Consider the following 20,315-nt stretch of genomic DNA (forward strand, 5'->3'; position numbering starts at 1 on the left):
AGGAACGCATACAGGTCAGTCATCTTCAGCGCGGCCGCAATGAGGATGGTCGCGAAAGCCAGCACTCCGCATCAGTGCGGTACCACATGGGCGAGTCGGCGACGTTGCCATGACGTGCGCATCGAACTCGCTGCTGTTCCAGGGCGCCACGTGCAGATAATCCCGACTCATCGCCGCTAGGGTTACGGTTGAGGGCCTGTTCTGCATCGCTCAGCGCCGACTTGTCGACACCACGCGTTTCGCCAGGGCCGTGACGAATGCATCCAATTGCGCCTTCGACCTGCCGCTCGGATAAGAAGGCGTTTCGATGAAGCGTACAGTGCCTACCAGGCGAAACTGACCTCGAAGCCTGCATAGTTGCTGTCGCTGCCGCCGGCATTGCGCAGCACTTCGGCAACGGCGTAGTGAACCAGCTCGGCTGCAATCGAGACGTTGCGGCTCAACGTCCATTCGGCCTTGAGCTGCGCATAGGTGCCTGTCCTGCGCTTGGGTTGTCCGGCGGTCGCGGCGACTGGGACATTCGGTTGCAGATAAACCGCGTCAGACGTGCGCTGGCGCCAGAGCATGCCGAACGCCGCCGTGGTCTCCAGGCCAACGAAAGGCTCAATTGTGATCGACGGCTTGAGCTGAATCAGGTTGACATACCCGGTATAGCCGGCGAGCGAGAAGGAGTAGGAACCGTTCGGGAACAGGGGATTGAACGTCTCGATGCGGCCATCACCGCTGCGCCGGTCGCCGGAAGCTGAGTCGGCCTGGATGCCCAGGCGCGGCGACCAGGGTTGCTGCGTGAACGTGTAGCCAGCGCGGCCCGCCAGCGCCCACGCCTGGACCTCCGCGTCACCCACAGAGCCCTGCTGGAGCATGCCTTCGACATCCCAGTCCCATGACGCGGCAGACCCCGCGAAGCGCACATCGATCACGTCCCGGCGTTCGCGTCCCGACCCGTCCGGGTAGTCGGCACCGTCGGCGGCGTACCTCGCATAGAAGGAGCTGAGGGAGCGGTCCTCAAGACCATGGTGCTCGGCCCGTAGGAGGTCGAAGCGTAGGTGGCGATTGGATTGATCATCGAACGATTCGTCCGCACGGTACTGGACCGGCTGGCTGATGAACCCGCTCACCTCCCAGTCGTCCCGCTCATAGCGCAGCAACGCCGCATCGAAGGACTGGCGGACGTTGGGGCCATCGCGAAGACTGAGAAAGCGCTGCTGTTCGAAGGCGAAATCCTGGCGCCCCAGACGGGCCATCAACGTGCCGCCGCCCAGCGCAACTTTGTATGCGACGAAAGCATTGCGGAGGTCCAGTGGATTGCGGTCGGTTGGCGAAGGATCGGCCTTGCTGATCGACCTGACATCCTCGACCTGCACGAAAAGCCGCCAATGCGCGTTGAAGTTGACGTCGGCGTGCATCTGCAGGCGCTGCAGAAGATAGGAATCTGGCATGGCGCGCGTGCCGAATCCTGGCGCGTCGTTGCTCTCCAGACGCTCACGCCCATTTGCGCCCAGCGATACAAAGCTGCGCGGATCATCGGCGATCAACGGCAGGTACTTGAGCCGATCCAGGGGGCGCGTACGCAATGCCGGATCCGAGAGCGCCGACCAGTCCTCCTGCCATCGGTTGCTGCGAAGCTCGGGGCGCTCTGGCGGATGGACGGTCTGTGCAGCCGTCCCATCGTCGGTGTGCGCCCGGGCAGTGACCAGCAGCATCGCGACAACGACGCCACAAGCGAATGGTCGGGCGCGTCCAACGGGGGCGCGTATCACTATCTTACCCAGGTGGCGAAGACACGCCCGGTTGCGCTGCGAGCAGATGCCGCACGACGGGCGGGGACGACCCGCGGTGATACGCAATCGCCTCCCGCTGCAGGTCAGCATCGGCCTTCGAGACACGATGATGCTGACGCATATGCTCGGCCCATGATTCGACCAGGAACCACTCGACAATCTGCTCCGGGTTGGCGGCGTCCTCGGTAACGCCCCAAAGATAGGCCCCGTCGCGGCGACGCCCCTCCGACAACCTGCGTAGCACCTGCAAGAATGCCGCCTGCTGCTCCACGGGCACCTGGTACTCGATCTGCACCATCACCGGGCCACGGTCGTTGGCCACAGGGGTGGCAAGTAGGGGTTGGGGCCAATGGTTCGAGGGCTCCAGGTCGGCCTCGCCGCTGGGCAAGCGGACGCGGTGGAACGCGACTCCGGTGATCGCAAGGCCGACGCCACCAATCAACAGTGCTTGCGGTACGCCGACGGTCTGGGCAACCAAGCCCCAACCGAAACTGCCTGCGGCCATGGCGCCGTTGAACACCATCAGATAGATCGCCAACCCGCGGCCGCGCACCCAGTTCGGCAGTACCGACTGTGCCACGCCGCTCAATGTCGTCAGCGCCGTGATCCAACCGGTGCCGAGTACGAGCAGCAGCGCCACCGCGGCCCACCTCGGTGGCGCGAGCGCCAGGCAGCCAATGACGATTGCGGCGCACAGGGAGGCGGCGAGCAGCAACCGATCCGAATCTAGGCGCTGCCGCAACGCGGGTAACAGGAACGCACCGGCAATCGCGCCGGCGCCCACGGCGCCAAGGAGCACGCCGTAGAAGCCCGCGGAGCCTTCCAGCATCTGCCGGGCAACGAGCGGCAGTAGCGCCCATACGCAACTGGCGAACAGGAAGAACACCGCCGCACGCAGGAGGACGACGTGCAACTGCCGGCTGGTCCGCGCGTAACGCAGTCCGGCGCGAAAGGCACTGAGGAACTGCTCGTCTAGATCGCTCGCTGGCGCCTGCGGACGACGCCACCACAGCAGTGCGGCGATGACGAGGAGATAGCTGGCAACGTCCGCGCCGTAAGCCGCCGCCGCGCCGAACCCGGCCAGGAGCAGGCCGCCGACGGCTGGGCCAATGGCCCGCGCGATGTTCACGCCCAGCGAGTTCAGCGTGACGGCGCTGCGCAGCGACTCGCGCGGTACGAGTTCGGGCACGATCGCTTGCCAAGCCGGCATTGCCAGCGCGGTGCCGACGCCTCCAAGGAACGTCAGTGCCACCAGGTAGCTGATCGTCATTGACTTCGTCGCGGCCAGCAGAAGCAACGAGCCGCTGACCAGGAGCAGCAATATCTGGGCGGAGATCAGGAAGCGGCGGCGATCGAGGATGTCGGTGAGTACGCCCGCCGGGATCGCCAACAGGAAGATCGGCAGCGTCGCCGCAGTCTGGATCAGCGCGACCATCGCAGGGCTGGGCGAAAGGTCGGTGACCAGCCATGAGCTGGCGACATCGCGCATGAAAGAGCCGGTGTTGCCCACCACCGTTGCGGTCCATAGCACAGCGAAGGTGGCGTGGCGAAGCGGCGCGAAGGCGCCCCCGGAATTGGCTCGGCCAGCGTCGGACGGTGTGGAGGGCACGGCTGCGTCCTTTATGCCGCTGCCGGCGCACGCAGGTCGTGCCAAGCGATCAGCACGAACGCGCCGACGAGGCCCAGATGCTCGAAGAACGCATTCATTACCATCATCTGCTCCGGTGGCTGCATCTCCCAGAACCGATTCGCCACAAACGTGGCGCCGATCGTGAAAGCGGCGAGTATCAGCGCGCCCAGCCACCGCCACCAGCCGATGAGGATCATCAGCCCCGCGCCCAGCTCGACGGCTATCGTCATGATCGCCAGCGGTGTCGCCGGCGCGAGCCCGAAGTGCTGCATCTCGGCAATCGCGCCTGGGAAGTTGAGCAGCTTGACCAGTCCGCCCTGCAGGTAGGCAGAGCAGATAGCCAGCAGGGCCACCCAGTGCAGCCATCGTGCAGCGAACAGGTTCACGAACCAACGGGGAGCTCGGCTACTGGCAGGCGCATTCATCGTCGGTGACTCCGGGTCTGATCAAACAGCCCAGCACGCGCATCCCAGCGCGCCCCAGAAGCTCTTTGGATCTGCTACCGGGACGCTGTTTGCCCACGCCATGGCATGCCCGTGGCCGTGCACCTGGCAACGTTTGGAACATCCGCACGAGGCCACCGACTCCTGAAGCGCTGTACGTGACGCGGTCGCCTTGCCCCACGCCGCGTAGCCGCCGTAGGTGCGTACCGGCGACCAGTCGGGCATCGCCGGCGGCGGTGGTGTGTCGTGGGCGACGAAGGGTCCGGCCGCGTAGACGATGCGGCCACCGGTAACCGTCAGCAGCGAGGTGATCTGCGTGATCTCATCCTCCGGGCAACTGTAGAAGTCGCGATCCGGCACCATGAGATCGGCGAGCTGGCCCGCCTGGATGCGTCCCTTCTTGCCCTCTTCGTTGGAAAACCAGGTGACGTTCTCGGTCCACATTCGCAGAGCGTCATCACGGCTGAGGCAGTTGCGCCGCGGATAGAGCGACATGCCGGCGACGGTACGCCCCGTAGTCAGCCAGGCCAGCGATACCCAGGGGTTGTACGACGCCACCCGGGTTGCGTCGGTGCCAGCCGAGACCCTTACGCCGGAGGCGAGGATGCGCGCCACAGGCGGCGTGGCTTCTGCCGCTGCCTTCCCGTAGCGCTCGACGAAGAACTCGCCCTGGTAGGCCATGCGGTGCTGCACGGCGATGCCGCCGCCGAGCGCAGCAACGCGTTCGATCGACTTGTCCGAGATGGTCTCGGCATGGTCGAAGAACCAGTGGAGGTCGCCGAAGGGGATCTCCTTGTTGACTCGTTCGAAGACGTCGAGCGCGCGACTGATCGTCTCGTCGTAGGTCGCATGCATGCGCCAGGGCCAGCGGTTCTGCACAAGGATCCGCACCACCGATTCCAGGTCGTCCTCCATCGTGTCAGGCAGGTCCGGGCGTGGCTCGCGAAAGTCCTCGAAGTCGGCGGCCGAGAACACCAGCATCTCGCCGGCACCGTTATGGCGGAAGTAGTCGTCTCCCTGCTGGTACTTCGAAGTGGCCGTCCACTTGAGGAAGTCGTCTTTCTCCTGCTTCGGCTTCTGTGTGAACAAGTTGTAGGCCAGACGGATGGTCAGCTGGTCTTTCTCGGCTAGCTGACGGATCACTTCGTAGTCTTCCGGATAGTTCTGGAATCCGCCGCCGGCGTCGATGACGCTGGTCACGCCCAGGCGGTTGAGTTCGCGCATGAAGTGGCGCGTCGAATTGAGCTGGTACTCGATCGGAAGCTTGGGCCCCTTGGCCAGCGTGGCGTAGAGGATGTTGGCATTCGGCTTGGCCAAGAGCAGACCGGTTGGGTTCCCACTGGCGTCGCGCGTGATCTGGCCACCCGGGGGTTCCGGAGTGTCGCGGGTGTATCCGACCGCCCGCAATGCTGCGGCGTTGAGCAATGCGCGGTCATACAAGTGCAGGATGAAAACAGGCGTGTCCGGCGCGATCGCGTTGAGTTCTGCAATCGTCGGCAGGCGCCTTTCTGCGAACTGCTGCTCAGTGAAGCCTCCTACCACACGCACCCACTGCGGCGGTGGCGTCACCGCCACTTGTTGCTTCAGCATGGCCATGGCGTCGGCGAGGCTACGTACGCCGTCCCAGCGCAACTCCAGGTTGAAGTTGAGCCCGCCCCGAATGACATGCGTGTGGTTGTCACACAGGCCTGGCAACGCTTGGCGGCCGTGGAGATCGATCACCTTCGTGCCTGGTCCGACCAGAGCGAGGATCTCGCGGTCATCTCCAACATGGGTAAATCGCCCATCCTTGATCGCCACAGCGGTCACGTTTGGCCTGGCGCGATTTAGCGTGGTGAACTTCCCGCCGTGGAGGATCAGATCAGGCATCGCTGGAGCTCCTGACGCAGGTAGTGCCAATAGGGAGGTCGCGGCGACAGCGGTACCCAAGAAGGCGCGGCGACCCTTGTCCACATCGCTTCCTGACCGACCGGAGCTCATGACAGCGGTGGATCCTTCCGCGGCTCGTCCGACTGTTTGCACTTGGGCAGTTCACCAAACATGTGCGGCTTCACCTGATCCTGCACCCATGCCGCCGACCGGGTCTCCGGCTTCAGGAAATTCTTGACCAGCGGCGGTATCTGCTCGCCGACCAGGATGCCTAGCAGTCCGACCAGCGCGATCACCGGCGGCGCCGGCGAGCGCACGTTGAGAAGTGCATAGATGATGCCCACCAGCAGTCCGGCGGCGAGCGAGAGTAGATAGGGCTTCATCGGGTACCTCCGCTGATGGGAAGGGCGGCGGCACGTCGCGGGGGTAACGATCGTGCGGCCGCCTCAGGAAGCGCCTGGGACGATTCGCTACGCCTGAATGAACGTCAGCACGCCTGGGAGGAGGCCGGTCAGTGCCCGCCCTCCTGGCCGCCGAACATCGTCTTCGCGTACTGAATGCCTATGCCGTAGCCGCCGGCCAGCTCGCGGGCGATACCGGTCGTCAGTGCATAGGTCTCTCCACGGGCCCAGTCGCGTTGCAGTTCGAGCATGTATTGAAGACTGGTCATCGGACGCGCACCGGCTTGGATCATCCGCGCCACGGCACGCTCATGCGCTTCGTCCGAGACGTCGCCACAGGCGTCGGTGATGACATACGTCTCGAAACCTTGATCGATCGCCGAGAGCACGGGTCCGACAATGCACACACTGGTCCATAGGCCAGCGAAGACCAGCCGGGCCTTGCCGATCTCGTTGACCCGATTGGTGATCTGGGAGTCTTCCCAGGCATTCATGCTGGTGCGGTCGTACACCGGCCCACTACTGAATGTCTCGGTAATCTCCGGAAACAGTGGTCCCGAGAAGCTTTTCTCGGCGACGGTCGTGACGATGCTGGAAACGCCGAAGCCAACGGCCGCCTTGGATACCAGGGCGGTATTGGTGCGCAGGGAGCCAATGTCGATGGACCGGACGGCGAACGCCATCTGCGACTGGTGATCGATCAGGATCAGGGTGTGATCCTTGGGAGTGAGCAGAGTCTTGCCGGGGGTGGGAGAGGCCTTAGTCATGGCATTGCTCCAGAAGAAGAGGGGATTTCGGCTACATCGTCATGTCACTGCGCGCAGGGTCTGCATCTGCTGAACCAATGGTCGCCCTTAATTTTGCGGCTACCAAAGAGTGAGGGTGTGAAGGGCAGGGAGTGCCTAAGCAACCCGCTACTACGAGCGCGCCAGATCAATCTTTGAGCTGACGCATGATGGTTGCGAGATCGGCCACTTCCCAGTGCTCGCCAAGCAAACCAGCCCCAACTCGGTAGAGCTGGAAGGCCATGGCATCGATCCGGTTTCCAGTTGCATTGAGGCCCAACGCGGCGTAGTCGCCATGCTCCGGTGCGGCGCAAAAGTCAGCTGATCCGGCAGCGCACGACGGCATATGCGCGGAGGCCGACGTGTAATAGAGGCCCGACAAACTGTCGAGCCTCCGGAGACCGCGCTACAGAGCGTAGTCCTTTCGCATTGTGCGCTGCGCCTGAGCCTGCCTTACAAGTCAATGCGAAGCGCGCTTTGTCTTTTCCGCTTGCGTTACCTTCTTGGCTGCGGCATCGATGACGTCCGCAACCACTCGTGGCTGCGTCATATAGACGGCGTGGCTGGCTGGCGTGTACGTGATCTTTGCGCCGATGCGGGTGGCCATGTGCACCAGCATCGCCTGGTCGAAGGCTTTATCTTCGGTCGCGATCACTGCCCAACTGGGCTTGGTGCGCCATGCCGCGTGCGTTAGCGGCGTCCCGAAGACCGACATGTTGATCGGCACCTGCGAGTCGCGCATGAACGCCGCGTCTGCGTCGCTGGCATCGTGAGCAAAGCCGGCTTTGAACTTCTGCAAGTCCAAATAGCCAAAGCCGTCCTTGTGAGTGTCGATCACGAACTCTGGCGTCGCGGCAAATCCCTGGTACTGCTGAGCAGTTGTTTCTCCGGCATCCGGCGCCAGCGCTGAAACATAGACCAGGCCCGCGGCCTTGGGATGGACGCCCGCCTCAGTGATGACAGTACCGCCCCACGAGTGACCCACCAGAATCGCGGGTCCATCCTGGCGATCGAGGACGCGTGTCGTGGCGGCGACGTCGTCCGCGAGCGAGGTCAGCGGGTTCTGCACCATGGTCACGTGATAGCCGCGTCGAGTCAGATCGTCGTAGACGCCACGCCAGCCTGAGCCATCGGCAAAGGCACCATGGACCAGCACTACATTCTTTACCGGGCTGGTGGCAGCTGGATCGGGCTTGGCCGCCTTAGATTCGGCAGCATGGGCAGCAACGGGTAGGGCAACCGCGACCAGCAGGGTGGTCAGTGAGCGGGCGAGCAACGAGTTCATGGCGTTATCTCCGGGGAGGGGTGGCGTGTCGCGATAATCGTTATCGCGATAATTACAAGCTAGGCCGGCCCGGGGTTGGTTGTCAAGATATTCTTTATCGTGATAACTTTTAACGACTCGATCTACCAAGGACTAGGGTCCAGGAGCAGGCCATGGCATCGAAAGCACCCTTTCCGTTGGACGAACAGCTGTGCTTCTCCTTGTACGGGGCCAGCATTGCGATTACCCGTGCTTACAAGCCGCTGCTGGATGAGCTCGGCCTGACCTATCCGCAGTACCTCGCCCTCAGCGCGCTGTGGGAAGCCGACGGCCTGACGGTGAGTGGCATTGGCGCGCGTTTGGCGCTCGAGCCAAGCACTATCACGCCGCTGGTCAAGCGGCTGGAGACCGCCGGACTGGTGGAGCGCCAGCGCAGCGCCCACGACGAACGCCAAGTGCACGTGCAGCTGACTCAGTCCGGTCGCGAACTGCGCTCACGCACACGATGCTTGGCGGAACTGCTCGCGGACCGCTCGGGCATGGCGTCGAAAGAACTGATCGAACTGAACCGACAGGTCCAGCGACTGCGCGACGCGATGTCGGTTCCTCAAGAACAGGAGTAAGGCTCTCAGGCACGCTGGTGGGTATGCGGGACGGGCCCCCACAACCCGGTCATCAGGCTGTTGGGCGAGTACTCCTTGAACATCAGTCGCCTGCGCAATGCGCCACGGCGACGAATCGCGTGCTCGACGCGCACACTCCACAAGCGTTCCGCGCCCTGCAACGCGTTGATGCGGTCGGAATCGAAGTCGATGCTGGCGGCGCCCGTCACCTGCAGGACGTCGCCGCGACGGAAGTCGATGAACAACAGGCCGGCGCGGCCGGTGGCGAGTATGTTGCCGAGCGTGTTGAAGAACCGATTACCGGAGAAGTCGGGAATCGTCAGGAGATTGCCCTCGACGCGCACGAAGCCGGCGCGGCCGCCGCGGTGCGACATGTCGACCTGGCGACCCAATGCGTCGGGATCGGCGTAGGTCGCGACGAAGAATGTATCAGCCGCTGCGATCAGCGCGGCCGCTTCCGCGTCCAGCACATCGAGCGCCTCCACCGCGCCGGCGGGCGTAGGTTCGCGCAAGGACGATACCGCCTCGCGCGTCTGGATGTACTGGGGACAATTACCGTACGACTGTTCGACCTCGACTGAAAACCCGGTGCGGTCGACTGCCACGACGTGGCCGTTCATACGGTTCCTGCGCCGCGTATGGAACTCCAGGCCGAGCATCCCGATCGGCGTGCCTGCTACCAGCAACGTGCCCATCGGATCGCCGATATCGGGCAGGCCGCCGACGGCCAGGTGCGCGGCATCCGGCGAACGAATGAAGCCAGGTTCGCCTTCGACGATGCTCGCCCACGGCTGCCCATCTCCATCGACTGCACCCACGAAGATGTCCGGAAGTTTGGTGAACAGCTCACGGTGCTGGTCCGGCATGAAGTCGCGGATGACCTTGGGCCCGATCACCTCCATGCGTTCGCTTACGCCGAGGCGGTCGTGTATCTCGCGTTCGCCGCGGTGCCACGGCGAGGGTGGGTGTTCGGTCGGCATGATGACCTCGCGGCGACGGCGTGATGCCCTTTGACCCGAGACTAGGCCTTTACGCGCGATGGCGCCATGACACTTCGGGCAATGCTGCGTTGCAGGAACTGAATCCGTCGAGTCCGCTATCTGGCCGATAGCAGAGGTGCCCTATCGTTGGATCACGCGGTCAACTGATTCTCGTAGTAAGGACGGAACTGCCGAAAGGCGGCCCTTCCTGCTTTTGCGCGCCACGTCCGGTCGGGGTCGGGAACGCGGCGAGCCCTCCCTGGCTCGCCGGTTTCATGAAGGGCCGTTCAGAACCAGACGCGCACGCCGGCCACTACCCGGGTGTCGCGCGCGTCCTCACCTTCCTCACGACGGAAGTCCGCGGTGTCGCCGAAACTGCGCTCGTGCACGATGCCGATGTATGGCGCGAAGCGTCGCGTGACCTCGTAACGGAGCCGTAGTCCGGCTTCGACGCTCGCCAGTCCGGAACCAATCCCGCGTTGCGGGTCGTCCTTCCCGTAGAAGTCGGCTTCGATCAGCGGCTGCAGGATGAGGCGACTGGTGAGCAGCAGCTCGTATTCCGCTTCCAGATTCAACGCCGAGTGCCCTGACTCGCCGAGATAGGCGGTTGCCTGTACCTCGAACTTGTACGGCGCGAGTCCTTGCACACCCACCGCGAGCCAGTCGCGCGATGCGCCCGGCTTGAAGTCGTGGCGGACACCGGCGACAACATCCCACCAGGGCGACACGCTTCGCCCGTAGAAAGCCTCGAGATTCGCCGCTTCGGTGTGGCTGTCGACGCGTTCGCCTTCCGAACGCAACCACAGGCGATTGAGGTCCGAGCCAATCCAGCCCTGGGCCTCCCAGGCCTGGCCGCTGCCATGATCGGCGTCCCAGGCTTCGAGGCGGTTGAAAGCCACGTAGGTGTTGAGCTCCTTCGCGTGCTGCATGTGGTGCTGCAGCGGCGGAAAGGCAGCCGCACGGTCGGCATCCGTGACGGGAGGTACGGGCGTCTTCGGTTCGGCCGGCGACGGCATGTCATGGCCCATCGCGGAATGGTCCATCGCGCCGTGATCCATCGAGCCATGATCGATTGGCTTGGGCGCCTCCGCGTCGTTGCTTTCCTCGGCGCCTTGCTGCTGGTGCGACGAATGCTGATCTTCCTGTTGCGCAGGAGGCTGTGTCGCACCGTGATGCGAGTGGTCCTGCGCGTGCGCGTTGCCAGTCAGCGAGAGGATGATCGCGAACGCGAGTCCGCCGAACGGAGTGGAGTGACGGCCTGTCATTCTTCGACCCTCACTTCCCGCATCATGCCCGCTTCCATGTGGTAGAGCAGATGGCAGTGGTAAGCCCAACGTCCCAGCGCATCGGCTCGGACGCGGTAGCTGCGACGCGTGCCAGGCGGCATGTCGACGGTGTGCTTGCGCAGGTGGAAATTGCCGTGCTCGTCCTCGAGGTCGCTCCACAGGCCATGCAGGTGGATCGGGTGCGTCATCATCGTGTCGTTGACCAGCACGATGCGCATGCGCTCGCCGTAGTTGAGACGAACCGGTTCCGCGTCCATGAACTTCTGGCCGTTGAACGACCAGGCGAACTTTTCCATGTGTCCGGTGAGGTGCAATTCGATCTCGCGGCTCGGCTCGCGGCCGTCCGGATCGTCGAACAGGCTCTTCATCGCGCTGTAGGTGAGCACGGTGCGGCCGTTGCCCCGCAGGCCGATGCCGGGGTCGTCCAGCTTCGGGCTGACGGCGCTCGACTGCATGTCGACCAGCGGGTTGTTGGTTTCGCTGGCTGGATGGTTCGGCATCGCGCCACCGCCATGATCCATCTGGCCCATGTTGGCGCCGCACCCGCCCTCCATGCCTTTCATGCCCATGCTGGCACCGCAGCCGCCTTCCATCCCCTTCATTCCGCCGCTGCCATGGTCCATGCCGCCGTGGCCCATGTCGTCCATCGTCAGGATCGGCCGCGGATCCGGCGCGGGAAGCGGTGCTTCGAGCCCCTGGCGAACGGCCAGCGTGCCGCGGGCATGGCCGGTGCGCCCCATGTCCTGGGCGAAGATCGTGTAGGCGTCCTGGCCGCTGGGCTCGACGATCACGTCGAAGGTTTCCGCCACTGCGATGCGGAACTCGTCCACGGTCACCGGATGGATGTATTGCCCATCGGCCGCCACCACCGTCATCTTCAGGCCGGGAATGCGCACGTCGAAATACGTCATTGCCGAGCCGTTGATGAAGCGGAGCAGGACTTTCTCGCCGCTGCGGAACAAGCCGGTCCAGTTGCCCGCGGGTGCCGTGCCATTGAGCAGGTAGGTGTAGGTGTGGGCGTTGATGTCTGAAATGTCGGTCGGCGTCATCCGCATGCGCCCCCACATGCCGCGGTCCTGCAGCGTGGCCGACAGCCCGTCGCGGTTCGCGTCGCGCACGAAATCGCCGACGGTGCGTTTGTAGAAGTTGTCGTGCTCCGACATCTTCTTCATGCGCCGGAACAGCGCCGCCGGATCCAGATCTGTCCAGTCCGACAGCAGCACGACGTGCTCGCGGTCGTAACGGTACGGAGGCGGTTGGCTCGGATCAATCACGATCGCGCCGTACAGGCCCGCCTGTTCCTGGAACATCGAATGGCTGTGGTACCAGTACGTGCCGGACTGGCGGATGTCGAAGCGGTAGGTGAAGGTCTCGCCGGGGTGGATGCCGTCGAAACTCAGGCCCGGCACGCCGTCCATGTTGGCGGGCAGCAGGAGGCCATGCCAATGGATGGAACTTGGCAGACCCAGGCGGTTGGCCACGCGCAGCGTCACCGCGTCGCCTTCGCGCCAGCGCAGCACGGGGCCGGGAATCGATCCGTTGACGGTGATGGCGGGACGCGTGCTTCCGGTGAAATTGACCGGTGCCGCACCGATCGAAAGATCGAACTGGGTACCGGTCAGCGTCTGCGGTGAAACGGCCAGTCCGGCCGTGGCGAAAGCGGGCTGGCGCCACAGGCCGGCACCGGCGGCAATCCCGCCGACTGCCAGGCCGGTGACGAAGCGGCGTCGCGATGGCTGGAAGCCGTTCGCTCGCCGCAGGAAATCAGAAGACATGCATGACTCCGTAGTGCGCGAATAAGCACGGAGAACGGTGCCGGGCGGCAGCCGATGCTCCTCGGATGAAGCGTCGCCTGGGCGACGGGATCAACCGATCGGAGGCCTGATCAGGTCCGCCAGCGCGGGCGCCGAATGTCCGGCGGCGACGCGGCTTGCCTGCACGGCATGCAGTTCGACAGAAACGTCGGCCAAGGCCTCCGGCATCGCCAGCGAGGCGTGCTGCAGGCAATCGCAGGCACACAGCGAAGCCTCGCAACAGTCGGGGCCACCATGCTTGGCGGGTGCGGCATGCGGAGAGGCCTCCTGCGCCACATGCATGGACGCAAGGCCACCTTGCTCCATGGAATGGCATGGCGGTGCAGCCGGGTGCGCGGCCGCGCTGGCCGCTTGCACGGCCGTGGCCATATGCGATACCTGCATTTCCGTGGACGCAAACGCGTAACCCCAGCCATTGAGCATCAGGCTGAAGCACAGCAGCAATCGCAGCAGGAAGGCGGGAAAGCGCATCACGCTACTTTACCGCGCCCTCGTGCAGGCACGCGAGGCGTGCCGTGAACCCCGGTTCATCCGGCCAGCGAGGACGCGATGCGGATCTCGCCGGTAAGCGCCTTGTGCATCGGGCAGGCATTGGCGATCTGCAGCAGCCGCTGGCGCTGGGTGTCGTCAAGTTCACCGCGCAGGTGGATCTGGCGGGTGATGTCGGTACCCCCGTTCACGGGCTCGCCCTCGGGGTTGAAGCGAAGCTCGACCTCGACACCGGTCAGCGGCCAGTGCTTGCGTGCGGCGTACATCTGCAGCGTGATGACGGTGCACGCGCCCAGGCTCGACAGCAACAGTTGTGAGGGGGTGGGGCCGGTATCGCCGCCACCCAGTTCGGCGGGTTCGTCCGCAGGCCACCGGTGACCATGGTCGTCAGTAAGGGCAACGGAGTAGGGAGCAGTGCCGCTGATGGCGCGGACAGTGGGGATGTCCATCGGGTTCCTTGTAGCTCGGAAGAGCCGCCAGTGTAAGGGTCGCGGCTCGCTGCCCGCAGGGCAGGGAGGGCCAGGGTATGCGGCCAGCCGTGCAGATCTTCCGACGAGCCGTTGCGGGCCTGGACAGGCGTTGGCGTAGCATCCCGGTATCTGCGTCGTTCCGACTGACTGCCCATGGCCATTGCCGCATCGCATCCGCTGGACCTGCCGCGCCAGCACCTGTTCTGGGTGCTGCATCTGAGCGGCTGGATGGCCTATTTCGGGCTGGGCTACCTGTCGGCGATGGCACACGGCAAGCCATCGGGCTACTGGATAGTTCCACTCACCGCGGCCTGCACCGGTGCCGTGGTAACGCTCGGGCTGCGCTTCCTGCTCCGCGCCTGCTGGGGCCTGACGCCGAAGAAGTTGATGGCGGTCATGGTGCTGCCGATCCTGGCCAGTTCGGCGCTGATGGACCTGACCACGCGTGCCGTGCTGATCGAGTTCTGCGACACCTGCGTGCCGGGCAACCGGGCCGCGTTCGTGGCTTACGCTTTGAGCTACATCTACGTGGTGTTGGCCTGGGTCGGTCTGTACCTGGGCATCAAGTATTACCGGCAGTTCCAGGACGAAACCCGACGGGCGCTCGCGGCCCGCACGATGGCGCACCAGGCGCAGCTGAAGATGCTGCGCTACCAGCTGAATCCGCATTTCCTGTTCAACACCCTCAATGCCATTTCGACGCTGATCCTCGATCGCGACAACGCCACCGCCAACCGCATGGTGCAGGGGCTGTCGGCATTCCTTCGGCATTCGCTCGACAACGATCCGATGCAGCGCGTCACCCTTCGCCAGGAGTTGGACGCGCTGACGCTCTATCTCGACATCGAGAAGATTCGCTTCGCCGAGCGCCTGCGCATCGAGACCAGCATCGACGAGGACTGCTGGCGTGCGCTGCTGCCGAGCCTGCTGCTGCAGCCGCTGGTGGAGAATGCGATCAAGTACGCCGTCGCCAAGCAGGTGGCCGGCGGCCTGCTGCGCATCGAAGCGCAGCGGGAAGGCGGTCAGCTGGTACTGCGCGTGATCGACGACGGTCCGGGTTGCCAGTGCCTGGAAGGCGACCAGATGCCCGCCGGCAAGGGCGTGGGCCTGCGCAACACGCGCGAGCGCCTGCATGTGCTGTATGGCGAGGCCAGCGGGTTCTCGGTGCGCAATCGCGAGCGAGGCATCGCGGTCACGCTGCGGCTGCCGTTCGAAACCTCGCAGACCGTCGGAGAATGACCATGGACAAGGCGGTGACGGGCGAAACGGGACATGCCATTCGCTCCGGAGTCGTACGGCTGCGCGCGTTGGTGGTCGACGACGAGCCGCTGGCGCGGCGAGGCCTGGAGATCCGCCTGGGTGAACATCCGGACATCGAGATCGTCGGCCAGTATGGCGATGGCGCATCGGCCATCGCGGGCCTGCGCGAACACCGCCCGGACCTGATGTTCCTCGACGTGCAGATGCCAGGCATGGATGGGTTCGAGACACTGCGCCACATCCCTGCCGACGAGATGCCACTGGTCGTGTTTGTCACCGCATACGACCATTACGCGATCCGCGCGTTCGAGGCATCGGCGACCGACTACCTGCTCAAGCCAGTCGACGAGACCCGGCTGCACCAGGCGCTCGCCCGCGTGCGCCTGGCCCATTCGCAGCGTGAGGCCAGCGGGCATTGCGCGCATCTGCTCGGCCTCCTCGGCGAATTGAGCGGGAAGCCCTTGCTCGAACTGGACGAGGCACTGCGCCCAGATGCCATCGAACAACTGCGCCGTGACGAGAAGCTCGCCGTGCGCGATGGTGGGCGCACGGTGCGCGTGGATCTGGCCAGCATCCGCTGGATCGACGCGGCGGGCGACTACATGTGCATCCACACCGACCAGGAAACGCTGGTGCTGCGCGCCACCATGCGCGACCTGGAGAAACAACTCGACCCGCAACGCTTTCCGCGTATCCACCGCTCCACGATCGTGAATGCGCGTCGCGTGGTGGAACTGCGTCCGCACACCAATGGTGAGGGCTACCTGCGGCTCGACTGCGGGCAGGAGCTCAAGCTCTCGCGCAGCCATCGCGACAAACTGGCGTTGATGCTGTAGCCGCGTGATCGCGGCGTGACGACAACGGTTCGTCGCGCTGCCTGCACCATTGGCCGCAACCCGGCCGGCGAGGTGACTTCCGGGCCATATCGGTGATCGCCGCCAGGCGCATCGTGCGCTCCGCCCCCAAGCGCGGAACGCCCAATGAAGCTCACCGAAGCCTCGCTTCGCAACCCTGCCGCCATCGCCGTGGTCGTGGCCATGGCCTGTGCGTTTGGCCTGATGAGCCTGCTCAAGCTGCCATTGCAGCTGTTCCCCGACATTGAGCGGCCGCAGATGTCGATCCAGACCGGATGGCGCGCCGCATCGCCGCAGGAAATGGAGTCGGAGATCGTCGAACCCATCGAGGCGGTGATGCAGGGCCTGCCAGGCCTGGAGGAGATCGCTTCCAACGTCAACGCCGGCAACAGCTGGATCAACCTGACGTTCGCCGTCGGCAGCGACATGGACGCGATGCTGGTCGAAGTGCTGTCGCGCATGAACCGCCTGCAGCCATTGCCCCGCGATGCCACACCACCCGTGGTGCAGGCAGGTGCCGACAATGCCAACAACTCGCTGACCTATTTCTTCGTGCAGAAACTGCCCGGCACGCGCGGCGACATCCTCGACTACCGGCAGATGATCGAGGACCGCATCGTGCCGCGCCTTTCGGCGGTGGACGGCGTCGCCGGCGTGGAAGTCAACGGAGGCGCGCCGGAAGAACTGACCATCACGCTGAACCTGGAACGCGCGGCCGCGCTCGGAATCCAGATTCCGGACGTGGCGGCGGTGGCTGCGCGCGCGACCGACGTGTCTGGCGGCGTGGTCGAAACCGGCCGTCGCGAATACGTGCTGCGCTTCGCCGGACGTTATTCCCCCGAGGCGCTTGGCAACCTGATCCTGGCCTGGCGCGACGGCCGCCCGGTGCGTCTGGGCGATGTCGCGACAGTGGAAGTGAAACGGCCCGAGCAGCGATTCTTCGCCTACCAGAACGGCAACCCTGCCATCGGCCTGCGCATCCTGCGCGAGAGCGGCGCCAACGTGCTGGACACGCTGGAGGAAGTGAAGCAGGTCGTCGCCGACGTGCGCGAGAAGGAGCTGCGTCCGCGCGGTCTCGACATCGCGCAGAGCTTCGACGCCTCGGTGTTCATCAATCGCGCCATCGGCCTGCTGTCGGGCAGCCTGTTCGCCGGCGTGTTGCTGGCGGTGGGTTGCCTGTGGTGGTTCCTGCGCGACGTGCGGGCGACCGCGCTGATCGCCTGTGCAATCCCGATCTCGCTGCTCGCCACATTCATCGTGCTGCAGCTGACGGGCCGCAGCCTCAACGTCATTTCGCTGGCAGGCCTGGCCTTCGCGGTCGGCATGGTGATGGACGCCGCCGTCGTGGTGGCCGAGAACATCGTGCGGCTGCGGGAAGAGGGCATGCCGGCACACCAGGCGGCGCTGGAAGGCACGCGCCAGGTGGGCGGTGCGCTTGTCGCTTCGACGATCACGACCGTGGCGGTGTTCCTGCCGGTGATCTTCATGGACGACGTCGAAGGACAGCTGTTCGCCGACCTCGCACTGACCATTTCGATCGCGGTCGGCATCTCGTTGCTGGTGGCCGTGACCGTGCTTCCAGCCGCCGCCGGCAGCTGGCTGCGTGGTCGCCGGGATTCTCAGGAGAAGCACCGGTACTGGTCGCACATCAGCGACTGGGCGCTGCGCACGACGACGGGACGCAAGCGCCAGTGGGCGTGGGTGATGGCGCTGGTCGTCGCACCGGCGCTGCTGGCGCTGCTGCTGATGCCCAAGATCGACTACCTGCCGCCCGTGAAGCGCGCCGCAGTCGATGCCGTCTTCAACTTTCCGCCGGGCATGAGCCCGGAGCGCGTCAACCACGAGATCGTGCCGACGATCCTGCAGCGCATGCGCCCCTACATGGACGGCGAGAAGGCGCCGCAGCTGAGCAACTGGTACGTCAACATCTGGCCGGGCGGCGGCACGATCGGTGCGCGCGTGGTGAACCCCGATGACATCGGTGAACTCGAGCGCATCGTTCGCGACGAGATCGTCGTGGGATTCCCGGACACCCGGGCGTTCGCCAGCGAAGGCGAGCTGTTCGGAAGCTTCGGCGGATCCGCCCGCGCCATCGCCATCCACCTGCAGCACTCCGACGGCGAGGCATTGGCACGCGCCGCCGAAGCCGGACGCAAACTGCTGGCCGAGCGCTTCCCCGGCGCAAACGTGCAGGCCTGGCCCAATACCGATGCGGGGACGCCGGAACTGCGCGTCAATCCCGATGATCGCCGCCTCGCCGAAGTCGGCTGGCGCCGTCCTGATCTCGGCACCGTGGTGCGCACGCTTGGCGACGGCCAATGGCTGGGCGAGCACTTCGATGGCGATCGCCGTCTCGCGATCATCCTGCGCAGCAATCGCGAGGACGGATTCGAACGTCTTGGCGCCGCGCCGCTGGCCACGCCTCAGGGCGGCGTGCTGAGCCTGGGAGAACTGGCGCAGGTGGACACCGTGCTCGCCCCGAACCAGTTGCGTCGCATCGACCGGCGCCGCACCGTGACGCTGACCGTCGATCCACCCGCTGCCATGTCGCTGGAAGAAGCGCTGGGCATCGTCGATAACGATGTGGTGCCCGCCCTGCGCCAGGGGCTTCCGGCCGATGCCGATGTGCGTGTCTCCGGCAGTGCCGACCGGCTGGGCGAAGTCGTCGGCAGCATGGGGCTGAATTTCGCGATGGCGCTGGTCGTGCTGTTCATGCTGATGGCGGCGATGTTCCGCTCGCTGCGCGACAGTGCCTTCGTCATGGCGTCGCTGCCGATGGCAGTGCTCGGTGGCGTGTTGGGCCTGCGAGCGCTCGATCTGGCGGTCGGGCAGACGCTCGACCTGTTGTCGATGATCGGTTTCATCATGCTTCTTGGCATGGTGATCAACAACGCCATCCTGCTGGTCGCGCAGACGCGCGAAGTGCAGGCCGCGGGCGCCAGCCTCGACGATGCGTTGAAGCAGGCGCTCGACCAGCGGCTGCGTCCCATCCTGATCGCGGCGCTGACAGGCGTGCTCGGCGCGCTGCCGATGGCAATCAACCCCGGTCCCGGCGCGGTGATCTACCGCGGTCTGGCAGCCGTGTCGGTGGGTGGCGTCGCGCTCAGCCTGCTGTTCACCGTGGTGCTGGTCCCGGCGCTGTTGCGCCTGGCCGAGTCGCGCCGCCGCGCAGCGCCTGCTGCCGAAGCGCCTGCTGCTGAAGTGGATCCCGCGACTCCACTCGTTGCCGCCATTTCTTCCTGATTCGTTCCTCCCCCCGGAGATAGCCATGCGCACCTTGCACAAGACCCTGCTGGCGACGGCCTTGGCCGTCATCGCTGCCGTACCCTTCATCGATCTCGATGCCGATGCCAGTGCGCCGGACAAGCCCGAGATGCCGCCGGCCGTGGTCAGCGTCGCGCAGGCGGTTCGCACCGAACTTGCACCGCGGCACTGGGCGCCGGGCAGCGTGATCAGCCGCCAGGACGCGCACGTGGCGAGCGAGCAGGGCGGTCGCGTGGTTCGCGTGGCTGAGGTGGGGCAGAAGGTGAGGGCAGGCGACGCGTTGGCCGTGCTGGACGACACCACGTTGCGGCTGCGCGAGCAGGAAGCGCAGGCGGACATCGGCCGAATCCAGGCGCAGTTGGAACTGGCGACGCGCCAGGAGCAGCGCTACGCACAACTTGCCGCGCAGCAGAACATCGCCCGCGCCCAGTACGAGCAGCTGCGTGCCGACCGCGACACGCTGGTGCAGGATCGTGCACGCGCGCAGGCGCTGTTGGCCCAGACGCGGCATCAGCGCTCGCAGATGACGGTGCGTGCGCCGTTCGATGGCGTCGTGGCCGAGCGCGAAGTGCAACTGGGTGAATACCTCACCGTCGGCGATCCCGTCGCGCGTGTGGTCGATACCGCCTCGCAGGAGGTGCGTGTGCGCGCACCGGTGGATCTCGGGCGTCACCTCGCCGTGGGCACGCCGGTCGTGGTCCGCACCGGTGGCAGCGAGCAGCCGCATCCGGTCAGTGCCCTGGTGCCGGTTGGCGACGAAGCCTCGCGTCAGCTGGAACTCCGGATTGCCATGTCCGCCAACGAGCTTCCGGTCGGCAGCGCAGTGGACGTGGGCATGCCGAGCGGGGCGGCGCGCAACGTGGTCGCGGTACCGCGCGACGCGGTGGTGATTCGTCCGGAAGGCGATTTCGTTTGGCGTGTCGACGGCCAGGGCAGGGCAGAGCGGCTGGCCGTCGACACGGGGGCCGAGGTCGGCGAACTGGTCGAAGTCACCGGCGGCGTGCGTGCCGGTGATCGTCTGATCGTGCGCGGCGGTGAACGCGTCGAAGCAGGGCAGCCCGTCGTCGTGCAGGACCCTGCGCGCGCGACCGCTGCGCGGTGA

The 20,315-nt window shown here is 65.3% G+C and carries 18 protein-coding genes; 5 read left to right on the top strand and 13 right to left on the bottom strand.

The annotated features are described in order from the left end of the window. Positions 1-323: 323 nt before the first annotated feature. From IU514_RS15325 to IU514_RS15355, 8 genes are all read right to left on the bottom strand, one after another. The gene (locus IU514_RS15325; protein WP_194932018.1) at positions 324-1,703 is read right to left on the bottom strand and encodes an alginate export family protein; all 1,380 of its coding nucleotides are present in this window, start codon (positions 1,701-1,703) and stop codon (positions 324-326) included. Between the two features lie 61 nt (positions 1,704-1,764). After that, positions 1,765-3,390, bottom strand: coding sequence for an MFS transporter (locus IU514_RS15330; RefSeq protein WP_324187854.1), 1,626 nt, complete (start codon positions 3,388-3,390; stop codon positions 1,765-1,767). A gap of 11 nt (positions 3,391-3,401) precedes the next feature. Further along, the gene (locus tag IU514_RS19030) at positions 3,402-3,797 is read right to left on the bottom strand and encodes a DoxX family protein (protein ID WP_324187855.1); all 396 of its coding nucleotides are present in this window, start codon (positions 3,795-3,797) and stop codon (positions 3,402-3,404) included. Positions 3,798-3,857: 60 nt separating this feature from the next. Further along, positions 3,858-5,723, bottom strand: a complete 1,866-nt coding sequence (locus tag IU514_RS15335) for an amidohydrolase (RefSeq protein ID WP_228760784.1) — start codon at positions 5,721-5,723, stop codon at positions 3,858-3,860. A 107-nt stretch (positions 5,724-5,830) separates the two neighbouring features. Next, on the bottom strand, positions 5,831-6,106 hold the full coding sequence (locus IU514_RS15340) for a XapX domain-containing protein (protein ID WP_194932021.1): 276 nt from the start codon (positions 6,104-6,106) through the stop codon (positions 5,831-5,833). Between the two features lie 128 nt (positions 6,107-6,234). After that, positions 6,235-6,891: a hydrolase gene (locus tag IU514_RS15345; protein ID WP_194932022.1), complete on the bottom strand. Its 657-nt coding sequence runs from the start codon at positions 6,889-6,891 to the stop codon at positions 6,235-6,237. Between the two features lie 166 nt (positions 6,892-7,057). Then, positions 7,058-7,291, bottom strand: a complete 234-nt coding sequence (locus IU514_RS15350; RefSeq protein ID WP_194932023.1) for an ester cyclase — start codon at positions 7,289-7,291, stop codon at positions 7,058-7,060. A gap of 78 nt (positions 7,292-7,369) precedes the next feature. Then, entirely contained in the window at positions 7,370-8,194 is an 825-nt protein-coding gene (locus tag IU514_RS15355; RefSeq protein ID WP_194932024.1) for an alpha/beta fold hydrolase, read from the bottom strand. A 152-nt stretch (positions 8,195-8,346) separates the two neighbouring features. Between IU514_RS15355 and IU514_RS15360 the strand changes: the two genes are divergently transcribed. Beyond that, positions 8,347-8,796, top strand: coding sequence for a MarR family winged helix-turn-helix transcriptional regulator (locus tag IU514_RS15360; RefSeq protein WP_194932025.1), 450 nt, complete (start codon positions 8,347-8,349; stop codon positions 8,794-8,796). 5 nt (positions 8,797-8,801) lie between these two features. On the opposite strand, the gene IU514_RS15365 is transcribed toward IU514_RS15360, so the two are convergent. From IU514_RS15365 to IU514_RS15385, 5 genes are all read right to left on the bottom strand, one after another. After that, the gene (locus IU514_RS15365) at positions 8,802-9,776 is read right to left on the bottom strand and encodes a pyridoxamine 5'-phosphate oxidase family protein (protein WP_194932026.1); all 975 of its coding nucleotides are present in this window, start codon (positions 9,774-9,776) and stop codon (positions 8,802-8,804) included. A 287-nt stretch (positions 9,777-10,063) separates the two neighbouring features. Next, entirely contained in the window at positions 10,064-11,041 is a 978-nt protein-coding gene (locus tag IU514_RS15370) for a copper resistance protein B (protein WP_194932027.1), read from the bottom strand. Next, positions 11,038-12,837 (bottom strand): copper resistance system multicopper oxidase, encoded by a 1,800-nt coding sequence (locus IU514_RS15375; RefSeq protein ID WP_194932028.1) that lies wholly within the window; start codon positions 12,835-12,837, stop codon positions 11,038-11,040. The genes IU514_RS15370 and IU514_RS15375 overlap by 4 nt, the downstream gene beginning before the upstream one ends. Positions 12,838-12,927: 90 nt before the next feature. After that, positions 12,928-13,347 (bottom strand): CopL family metal-binding regulatory protein, encoded by a 420-nt coding sequence (locus IU514_RS15380; RefSeq protein ID WP_194932029.1) that lies wholly within the window; start codon positions 13,345-13,347, stop codon positions 12,928-12,930. A gap of 56 nt (positions 13,348-13,403) precedes the next feature. Beyond that, positions 13,404-13,814, bottom strand: coding sequence for an OsmC family protein (locus IU514_RS15385; RefSeq protein ID WP_194932030.1), 411 nt, complete (start codon positions 13,812-13,814; stop codon positions 13,404-13,406). Positions 13,815-13,988: 174 nt separating this feature from the next. Here IU514_RS15385 and IU514_RS15390 point away from each other — a divergent pair, with 174 nt between their 5' ends. From IU514_RS15390 to IU514_RS15405, 4 genes are all read left to right on the top strand, one after another. After that, positions 13,989-15,074 (top strand): sensor histidine kinase, encoded by a 1,086-nt coding sequence (locus tag IU514_RS15390; protein WP_194932031.1) that lies wholly within the window; start codon positions 13,989-13,991, stop codon positions 15,072-15,074. Positions 15,075-15,076: 2 nt separating this feature from the next. Then, positions 15,077-15,931 (top strand): LytR/AlgR family response regulator transcription factor, encoded by an 855-nt coding sequence (locus IU514_RS15395; RefSeq protein ID WP_194932032.1) that lies wholly within the window; start codon positions 15,077-15,079, stop codon positions 15,929-15,931. Between the two features lie 144 nt (positions 15,932-16,075). Next, positions 16,076-19,192, top strand: a complete 3,117-nt coding sequence (locus IU514_RS15400) for an efflux RND transporter permease subunit (protein ID WP_194932033.1) — start codon at positions 16,076-16,078, stop codon at positions 19,190-19,192. 25 nt (positions 19,193-19,217) lie between these two features. Next, a complete protein-coding gene (locus IU514_RS15405) occupies positions 19,218-20,315 on the top strand; it encodes an efflux RND transporter periplasmic adaptor subunit (protein WP_194932034.1) in 1,098 nt (365 codons plus the stop codon).

The organism is Lysobacter niastensis (assembly GCF_015453285.1).
Lineage (GTDB): Bacteria > Pseudomonadota > Gammaproteobacteria > Xanthomonadales > Xanthomonadaceae > Lysobacter_J > Lysobacter_J niastensis.